The 822-nt window shown below is 73.1% G+C and carries 1 protein-coding gene; it reads left to right on the plus strand.

Annotated elements, in window-relative coordinates; all coding sequences use genetic code 11:
• A partial coding sequence (locus tag FOA19_RS23250) for a putative Ig domain-containing protein (RefSeq protein WP_190300534.1) occupies positions 1 to 822 on the plus strand: 822 nt, incomplete at both ends.

Below are 822 nucleotides of genomic sequence, written 5' to 3' on the forward strand. Positions count from 1 at the left end.
AGGCGGTGCCACGAACCAGGCGCCGGTGGTTTCGGCACCGGTACCGGACCAGAGCGTGGCGGCAGGCGCTGCGTACGCCTACACCGTGCCGAGCGGCACCTTCACTGACCCAGACGGGGACGCGCTGACGCTGGCGGCCACGCAGGGCAACGGCAGCGCGCTGCCCTCCTGGCTGAGCTTCAGCCCGGCCACCCGGCAACTGAGCGGGACGGCCCCTGCCTCGGCCGTGACCCTGACCATCAGGCTGACAGCCTCTGACGGAAAGGGCGGAAACGCCTCAGACCAGTTCACGCTGACCGTCACCGGCGGAGGCACGGCGAACGGCTCGCCGGTGGTGGCGAGCGCGATCCCGGACCAGGGCGCCACGGCGGGGACGGCCTACAGCTACGCCTTCCCGGCGGGCACCTTCACCGACCCGGACGGGGACGCGCTGAGCTACTCGGCCGCGCTGGCCGGCGGCGGGGCGCTGCCCTCCTGGCTGAGTTTCAGCCCGGCGGCGCGCTCCTTCAGCGGCACGCCCTCGGCGGCCGACGCGGGCACGCTGGCCGTGCGGGTGACGGCCTCGGACGGGAAGGGCGGCAGCGCCACGGATGAGTTCAGCCTGAGCGTCTCGGGCGGGACCTCCTCCGGGGAGGCCTACCGCCTCAACGCCGCAGGGCCGCAGGAGACCACCTCGCGGGGCGTCTTCGCCGCGGACGCCTTCGCCTCGGGCGGGTCCAAGAAGTCCCCCACCACGGATGCTATCGCCGGGACCACGGACGACGCGATCTACCGCTCGAACCGGTTCGGGACGGGCTTCTCCTACAACATCCCCGTCAAGGG

The organism is Rufibacter hautae, from assembly GCF_008271695.1.
GTDB lineage: Bacteria > Bacteroidota > Bacteroidia > Cytophagales > Hymenobacteraceae > Nibribacter > Nibribacter hautae.